Genomic DNA, 8392 nt, shown 5'->3' on the forward strand with positions numbered 1-8392 from the left:
TTTTTTTCTAATTAACTATTTTTATCGATTTTATCATGATCTTGCCTCTGTCTCACATTTATTTGAAATGACTATATCAATTCCGATAGCATCCGAATAGTAAAATCCAGTCAACAGTCAACAATCTAATTCATCGGCGTTAATCTGTGTTTATCAGCCATCATCTGCGGTTAAAAAAAGAGAATTTGGTAACCGCAGATGACAATGGATAGACGCTGATTCACGAAGATGAATAGAAGAGAGATATCAATATTTCTTCTTCCTACTTCTTCCTTCGCGTTCTTCGCGTCTTCGCGGTTCAATCATACCAATTCTTCCTGCAGCAAAGGAGCAAATGCACTAATTTTCTGCAATTACCGATCGCTCTTTAATCCAATCGAGTAAAATAGGATTAACCAATTCCGGCGCTTCATCTTGCGGGCAGTGTCCCACTCCCTCCAAAGGAATAAACTTTTCAACAGCCGGAAACTTTGCCAATTCTCGCCCCAATGCGATCGGCTCCCAAGGGTCGTCCGTACCCCACAAAATCAAAGCCGGACAGCTTAAACGCGGCAACAAATCCTCCGGTAGGGGGCCTTGAGAATAACTGATAAATGCTACAAATACTTCCACTGCGCCGCTATCTTTGGCAGGTTCCAGCAGCATATTTACCAGTTCGTCGGTGACAGCTTCGGGACGGCGATATGCTTGCAAAAGCACTTTTTTTACTGTTTTTGGCGTTGCTAATTGTTTAAAAAATAATTTACTTATCCACTTGACATTTAAAATTTTTTGTGCAATCGGCGCTCCGAAACTGCGATACCAAGGCATTTCGGCGCGTTTGCGATCGTGCAGCAAGCGCAGGGAACAATTGAGTAAAATTACGCCAGAAGCAATGTCGGGAAAATCAACAGCCGCTTGCATAATTGCCACGCAGCCGATCGAATTTCCCACCAAAAAAGCCGGCCCGCCCGCAACTTCCCGACAAAAATCAGCAATTAGCTGTCCCCAAGTTTCAAAAGTATAGTCAATCTCAAGTTTAGGCGCGGGTTTAGCAGAAGCGCCAAAACCGATGAGGTCGATCGCATAACAGCGGCAATCAGCAGCCAGCGCCGGCAAATTTTTGCGCCAGTGGCCCCAAGAGGCACCAAAACCGTGGACAAACACCACCGCAGGCCCCTGCGTTCCCGCAGTTTGGTAGCAAATCGGAAAGCCTTTCCACAGCCAAGTTTGGGGCGAAACAACAGTTGACCAAGCGGGACTAGAAGATGCCATAGAAATAAAAAAGTAAAAATTTAAGAGTGAGAAGGACTTCCGTCATTACTACAAACCGTATCGCAATTCGAGGCAACCACTAGGACATAAATCCCAAACCTTCCTTCCCTCCTCCCTCTGCGCCCTCTGCGCCCTCTGCGGTTAATACCTCTTCCCTCTTCCTTCTTCCTTCTGACTGATGACTGATGACTTTGCAGTTAGAGCTCATATTATGTCAGGATTAAAGATGCTGACTTCTTTGCCTTATTGAAATTTCCCCTATGCCAACGATCGTTTCCACTGCTGTCGTACCGTTTCTCGGTTCCGAAATTGTACCGGACTACGACACCGCCAAAGTAGTTATCTTACCAATTCCCTACGAGGCAACCACTACCTACCGCCGGGGGTGCGAAAACGGGCCGGCCAAACTTCTTGAAGCTTCTCACCAACTCGAATGCTACGACGAAGAATTGGATTCCGAAGTTTGCTACGATGTCGGAATTTATACACAAGAGCCGATCGCCGATACTCGCAACAGTCAACGGGTTTCATCCTCAGAAATGCTGCGAGTCACCCAAGCCACAGTCCACCAGCTAGTTACCGAAAATAAATTTGTCATCTCCCTCGGAGGCGAACACAGCATCACAGCCGGCGTGGTCGAAGGTTATCGCCAAGCATACCCAAACGAACCTTTCACAGTCGTGCAAATCGATGCCCACGGCGACTTGCGCCACGAATACGAAGGCTCGATCCACAACCACGCCTGCGTGATGCGACGTGTTGTAGATATGGGCTTACCGACACTGCAAATCGGGATTCGCGCTATCTGCAAGGAAGAAGCAGACTTGATTAAAGCAAAACAGCTAAACGTGATTCGAGCTCGGGAAATCGCTACTCAACCGGATTGGGCCGATCGCGCAATTTCCAGCATCACAACTAAGCGAGTATTTTTGACGATCGACTTAGACGGCATCGATCCAACATTAATGCCAGGGGTGGGAACACCCGAACCGGGCGGGTTAAATTGGTATTCCCTCACCGGATTTTTGCGTCGCATCTTCGAGTCCTACGAAGTAATCGGCTGTGACATTATGGAATTAGCACCTATTGTAGATTCTGTAGTCTCAGAATTTACCGCTGCCAAATTAGCATACAAACTTATTGGATATCAAGCTCTGGCTCAAGGTTGGCTAAAGCCAGACTAGGAATAAATCGCGAAGTACGAATCACAATAGGCTGTTGGCAAGGCTAGAATTAAGCTAAAGCAAAACAACAGCCAATTTTATTCGTGCTGACAGTTTCATCTTTCATGCTGGCAAATACTGCTCTTCACCTCCTGAAAACATGAGTTTACTAATCGATACAACGGGTACTCCCATTAACGGCTACGCTCCCGATTTTGAATTGCCGGGAGTTGACGAAGAAGTTCACCATTTAGCTCGATATTTAGAAAAATTTCGGGCGATCGCGGTGATATTTATGTGCAATCATTGCCCTTACGTGCAGTTGTATCTCAATCGTATGAAAGAACTTCAAGCAGATTTTCAAGATCGAAATGTTACTTTAATCGGGATTAATGCTAATGATGCAAACCAGTATCCCGACGACAGTTTTGAGAATATGAAAATTTTTGCAGCCAACAATCAACTCAACTTTCCCTACATCCGAGATGTTGCTCAAGATGTGGCTGAAAGTTTTGGGGCTTCTAAAACGCCGGAGGTTTTTTTGTTAGACCAAGACGGCAAACTGCGCTATAAAGGTTTAATTGACGACAACGCCGACGATCCGGCGGCGGTGCAGGTTTCTTATTTGCGGAGTGCGATCGACCAATTGCTCAACAGCGAACCCGTGGAGCCCACTATTACAGAATCAATAGGTTGTTCTCTCAAATGGCGAGCATAGGGAGAGCACATGAAATCCGTAGGGACACGGCACTACTGTGTCCCTACCGCAGCTAAACTTTTAAGAAGCAGTATTATTTAACCAACCGCTTTCGACGCGAAGATCGCGAAGGCAGAAAAATAAGAAGATAGGTAGTTTTGGAGCGGTTTTAATATAATTCAAAATCAAAAATTATAAACTATTCCCGATGAACCTAAAAAGAAAACGCATTCTCAACTCGATCGTCGCAGTCGTCGCGATACTGGTACTGCTGATTAGTTGGAACTTATTTCAGAGTGTTTCCCCAGCCACAGCGCAACAGCGCACTTCTTTAACTGTATCGGCTGCTATCAGTCTATCGCAAGCATTAGGAGAAATCAAGACTGTTTATGGTGGCAGCAATCCCAATGTTACTATTACTTATAATTTTGGTGCTTCCGGTGCTCTAGAGCAGCAAATTCAGCAAGGAGCGCCGGTAGATGTATTCTTGAGCGCCGCTACTAAACAAATGGATGCTTTGCAGCAAGCTAATCTGCTCCTTAACGAGACGCGCCGCAATTTGCTGACAAATCGCCTGGTTTTGATTACTCCCAAAAACGGTGTTGCTTTGAGCGATTTTAAACAGTTGACGGATGCAAAAATCAAGAAAATTGCGATCGGCGAACCGAAAAGCGTACCTGTCGGACAATACGCTCAGGAAATGCTAACTAAGCTGGGAGTGTGGCAGCAACTACAGCCAAAATTAGTGCTAGGAAATAACGTCCGCCAAGTGCTGACATTTGTCGAAAGCGGTAACGTTGATGCCGGTATAGTTTACACGACTGATGCCAAAGCATCCGACAAAGTAACTGTGCGCCTAACGGCGGCAGAAAATTTGCACTCGCCCATTGTTTATCCGCTGGCAGTTATCAAAAACAGCCGCAATCCCGCTGCGGCTAAAGCGTTTGTTGAGTTCTTGGCGGGCGAGCGAGCTAAAATAGTATTTCAGAAATACGGATTTGGCATAGTTCGATAAGTAACTAATTATGGATTTTTTACCGCTGATGATAGTAGATAAGCGTTGATTAACGCGGATGTATTTATAGATGGAATTTGATATTTCTCCGCTCTGGATATCTCTAAAATCCTCCGCTATTGCGACATTTATCACCTTTTTCCTGGGAATAGCGGCCGCCCGGTGGATGCTTTCAACTCGCATCAAAGGTAAAGCTTTGATTGAAGGCATTTTCATTTCTCCCTTAGTTTTGCCACCGACTGTAGTGGGATTTTTGCTGCTGCTGCTGTTTGGGAGAAATGGGGCGATCGGTCAATTTTTGCTAAAATTCGATTTAACTATAATTTTTACTTGGCAAGCCGCCGTAATTACAGCAACTGTCGTATCATTTCCCCTGATGTACAAAACTGCTTTGGCAGCTTTTGAGCAAATTGATGCCAATCTTCTCAATGCAGCCCGCACTCTGGGAGCATCGGAGTGGGAGGTTTTTTGGCGGATTATGTTGCCGCTAGCTTGGCCGGGAATTTTAGCAGGAACTATTCTCGCATTTGCCCGCGCTTTGGGTGAATTCGGCGCGACGCTGATGTTAGCGGGGAATATTCCCGGACAAACTCAAACTATCCCGATGGCAATTTATTTTGCTGTGGAAGCTGGGGATATGAGGCAAGCTGCTATTTGGGTTTTGATTATTCTGAGTATTTCATTGACGATGCTCACTGCTGTTAATTTTTGGACTGATTTACAAAAGAGATCGCCCACACCGAATTCGAGCCAAAGACTGCAATCAAAGCTTCATAAAGTCGCATCTAGTTTTACCACAAATTTTCAAAAAAACACACCGAAAAGCGGACTTTGTTTAAGCATTTTTAAACCTCTCTCCAGCTTTGCTTTGGATGTCGGTTTCGATATCGGCCCGGAAGTGCTGGGAATTTTGGGCGCGTCGGGTTCTGGTAAGAGCATGACTCTGCGCTGCATCGCCGGTTTGGAAACTCCCAGGAGCGGTAAAATTGTAGTCAACGGCAAGGTTTTATTTGACTCAGCACAGGGTATTAATGTACCTTCTAAAGACCGCCGCATCGGTTTTTTGTTTCAAAACTATGCTTTATTTCCTCACCTGAGTGTTGCTCAAAATATTGCGTTTGGCTTGCAGCATTTATCTGAAAGCGAGAAAAAATTTCGGGTAAAAGAACAGCTAATTTCGGTGCAAATGTCAGGACTGGAAAACCGCTACCCGCACGAACTTTCGGGAGGCCAACAGCAGCGGGTGGCTTTGGCAAGGGCGATCGCCCCTTCTCCTGAATTGCTGCTGTTAGACGAACCGTTTTCTGCTTTGGATACTCACTTGCGGAGTCAACTGGAACGCGAGTTAATGCAGACTCTGGCTAATTATCGGGGCATTACTTTGTTTGTCAGCCACAATTTAGAGGAAGTTTACCGGGTGTGCAAAAATCTGTTGGTGTTGGCCGAGGGAAGGCCGATCGCCTTTGATACCAAAGAGAACATTTTCGATCGCCCCCGCAACTTCACCGTCGCCCAGTTGACGGGCTGTAAGAACTTCTCTGCCGCTAAACCGATCACAGAAACTCTCGTCGAGGCGATCGACTGGGGCTGTACTCTGATTGTAGTCGAACCAATTCCCAAATCTCTAGTTTCTGTGGGAATTCGGGCTCATCAACTGATTTTTGTTAGCGGCTGCGATCGCCAAAATACTTTTGCTTGTTGGATCGCCTCGACTGTGGAAACTCCGCACCGGGTGACATTATATCTCAAATTGCACTCGCCTCCCAATGATTCCCAAGATTATCACTTGCAAGCCGAAGTTTTTAAGGAAAAGTGGAGGGTTATTAATGACAATCCTTTTCCCTGGTATGTTCATTTCGAGCCAATTAGGTTAATATTAATGGAAGCCTGAGTTAACTAGCAATATACCGTTAACCGTCAACACTCAACAGTTAATTTCATCTAAATCAAACATTAAACCATGACTGACAAAGTTCAAAAAACCGAAGCCGAATGGCAACAGCAACTGACGCCTGAACAGTTCAAAGTCGCCCGAAAAAAGGGAACGGAAAGAGCTTTTAGCGGTGAGTATCACGACAACAAAAAGCCCGGAATTTATAATTGCGTTTGCTGCGGTACGGAGCTATTTAAATCAGAAACAAAGTACGATTCCGGTACCGGTTGGCCAAGTTTCTACGCTCCAGTTAGCGAAGAAAATGTCAAGTGCGAGTCAGATAACACCTTGTTCATGCGCCGAACCGAGGTACTCTGCGCTGTTTGCGACGCTCATCTCGGTCACGTATTCAACGATGGGCCCAAACCTACCGGTCAGCGTTACTGCATGAATTCTGCAGCTCTTAATTTCGTCCCCAAGGATTAATTCTTTTAGGGGCTAGCTAGAAGCCCAACCCCTACTCCCCACAAATAATCAATCGGCTGGTGGAACAGGCATCTTGCCTGTTCACCTAGCATTCACTGAGAAAAAATCAATCGGCTGGTGGAACAGGCATCTTGCCTGTTCACCTAGCAGCCCACGCAACCAACAAATTCTCTGGCAGCACAAACGGGATGCCTGTTCTGGGTAATTGATGTTCAAAATGCACCCGTGCTGCTATCTTATGGTGGAGGCAAACAGAGTAAAAAAATAGTGGCGGCATGGGGATGGTTTATCAGCGAGTTTTGCTGAAGCTCAGCGGTGAAGCGCTGATGGGCAGCTTGGGCTACGGCATCGATCCGATAGTCGTTCAGTCGATCGCCCAAGAAGTGGCGAAAGTAGTGTCGCAAGGCATTCAAATTGCGATTGTTGTCGGTGGTGGCAACATTTTTCGCGGGGTGAAAGCTGCTTCGGCAGGGATGGATCGGGCAACGGCTGATTATGTGGGCATGATTGCTACGGTGATGAATGCTATCACTTTGCAGGATGCCCTGGAACAAGTAGGAGTGCCAACGAGGGTGCAATCGGCGATCGCCATGCAAGAAGTAGCTGAACCCTACATCCGGCGGCGGGCAATTCGCCACCTAGAAAAAAAACGAGTAGTGATTTTCGGTGCCGGTTCTGGCAACCCTTTTTTTACTACTGATACTACAGCCGCTTTGCGGGCGGCTGAAATTGATGCAGAGGTGATTTTTAAAGCTACTAAGGTAGATGGGGTGTACGATTCCGACCCCCACCTCAACCCGAACGCGCGCAGGTATCAAACCCTCACCTATGCCCACGTCTTAAATCAAGATTTGCGGGTGATGGACAGTACCGCGATCGCCCTTTGCAAAGAAAATAATATTCCTATTATGGTATTTGACCTCTCGGTGTCGGGCAACATCTACCGAGCTGTAATGGGAGAATCTATTGGAACTCTTGTCGGAGGTTTTTGTGAAGTTAGCTGAAGCAGAAGATCATATGCAAAAGGCAGTTGAGGCTACTCAACGGTCTTTTAATACTATTCGGACGGGACGGGCCAACGCCTCCCTCCTCGATCGAGTCATGGTAGATTATTACGGAGCTCCAACTCCGATCAAATCCCTTGCCAACATCGGCACGCCGGATGCGACTACGATCAACATTCAACCGTTCGATCGCACAGCGCTCAACTCGATCGAAAAAGCAATTTCCCTGTCCGATGTAGGACTCGTGCCCAACAACGACGGTTCAGTTATTCGCTTGAACATTCCGCCGCTGACGAGCGACAGACGCCAAGAATTTGTCAAAATGGCCGCGAAGTTTGCTGAAGAAGGTAAAGTTGCAATTCGCAATATCCGTCGCGATGCCGTTGACTCGATTCGCAAGCAGGAAAAAAGCAGCGATATCTCTAAAGATGAATCCCGCGACTTGCAAGATAAAATTCAAAAGCTGACGGACAAGTACGTTGCCAAAATAGAAGAAGTTCTGGCAGCGAAAGAGAAAGATATCACGACAGTTTAGGGAATGGGAAATTGGGCATGGGGAAAATGCAGGAATTTTAGCAGGAACAAGGAAAAGGAAATATTCTTAAATCCCAATTCCTGATTCTCCATTCCTCATTCCCAATTCTCGATCGTTATATTGAAGAAGATCAGACCTACGGTTGAAACCGCGCCTATACAAACGAAAGAGTTTATAGTGCAATACGCACCAGTTGACTTGATACTTCTTGTAAATCTTTGATAGAGTCGGCAAACCGCAAATAAAAGGCAGATGCAATCCAGATAAAAAGCATCAAATTGCTATTTCACTTAGCGGGTGACAAGGCACCTCTAGTCTAAACAGGACAAAGGTTTGAGAGAATGGTAAGGTAAAAAAATAAGGAG

Annotated in this window: 9 protein-coding genes; 7 read left to right on the plus strand and 2 right to left on the minus strand. The window is 46.1% G+C overall.

Going from position 1 to position 8392, the window contains the following annotated elements:
- Positions 1 to 339 precede the first annotated feature (339 nt).
- Together QUA40_RS26385 and QUA40_RS26390 are read right to left on the minus strand one after the other, a co-directional pair.
- Entirely contained in the window at positions 340 to 1254 is a 915-nt protein-coding gene (locus QUA40_RS26385; protein ID WP_333131363.1) for an alpha/beta fold hydrolase, read from the minus strand.
- A gap of 79 nt (positions 1255 to 1333) precedes the next feature.
- Complete coding sequence (locus QUA40_RS26390; RefSeq protein WP_333131365.1) at positions 1334 to 1462, minus strand: hypothetical protein; 129 nt, start codon at positions 1460 to 1462, stop codon at positions 1334 to 1336.
- Positions 1463 to 1514: 52 nt separating this feature from the next.
- Here QUA40_RS26390 and speB point away from each other — a divergent pair, with 52 nt between their 5' ends.
- The 7 genes from speB (at position 1515) to frr (ending at position 8027) form a co-directional block, all read left to right on the plus strand.
- Complete coding sequence (gene speB, locus QUA40_RS26395) at positions 1515 to 2438, plus strand: agmatinase (RefSeq protein WP_333131367.1); 924 nt, start codon at positions 1515 to 1517, stop codon at positions 2436 to 2438.
- A gap of 139 nt (positions 2439 to 2577) precedes the next feature.
- On the plus strand, positions 2578 to 3135 hold the full coding sequence (locus tag QUA40_RS26400; RefSeq protein ID WP_333131369.1) for a thioredoxin family protein: 558 nt from the start codon (positions 2578 to 2580) through the stop codon (positions 3133 to 3135).
- A gap of 187 nt (positions 3136 to 3322) precedes the next feature.
- Positions 3323 to 4129 (plus strand): molybdate ABC transporter substrate-binding protein, encoded by an 807-nt coding sequence (gene modA / locus QUA40_RS26405; RefSeq protein WP_333131371.1) that lies wholly within the window; start codon positions 3323 to 3325, stop codon positions 4127 to 4129.
- Between the two features lie 70 nt (positions 4130 to 4199).
- The gene (modB, locus tag QUA40_RS26410) at positions 4200 to 6020 is read left to right on the plus strand and encodes a molybdate ABC transporter permease subunit (RefSeq protein WP_333131373.1); all 1821 of its coding nucleotides are present in this window, start codon (positions 4200 to 4202) and stop codon (positions 6018 to 6020) included.
- 69 nt (positions 6021 to 6089) lie between these two features.
- On the plus strand, positions 6090 to 6488 hold the full coding sequence (gene msrB, locus QUA40_RS26415) for a peptide-methionine (R)-S-oxide reductase MsrB (RefSeq protein ID WP_333131375.1): 399 nt from the start codon (positions 6090 to 6092) through the stop codon (positions 6486 to 6488).
- Positions 6489 to 6763: 275 nt separating this feature from the next.
- Complete coding sequence (gene pyrH / locus QUA40_RS26420) at positions 6764 to 7492, plus strand: UMP kinase (protein WP_333131377.1); 729 nt, start codon at positions 6764 to 6766, stop codon at positions 7490 to 7492.
- On the plus strand, positions 7479 to 8027 hold the full coding sequence (frr, locus tag QUA40_RS26425; protein WP_333131379.1) for a ribosome recycling factor: 549 nt from the start codon (positions 7479 to 7481) through the stop codon (positions 8025 to 8027). The genes pyrH and frr overlap by 14 nt, the downstream gene beginning before the upstream one ends.
- Positions 8028 to 8392 lie beyond the last annotated feature (365 nt).

The organism is Microcoleus sp. Pol11C3, from assembly GCF_036701485.1.
Taxonomy (GTDB): domain Bacteria; phylum Cyanobacteriota; class Cyanobacteriia; order Cyanobacteriales; family Microcoleaceae; genus Microcoleus.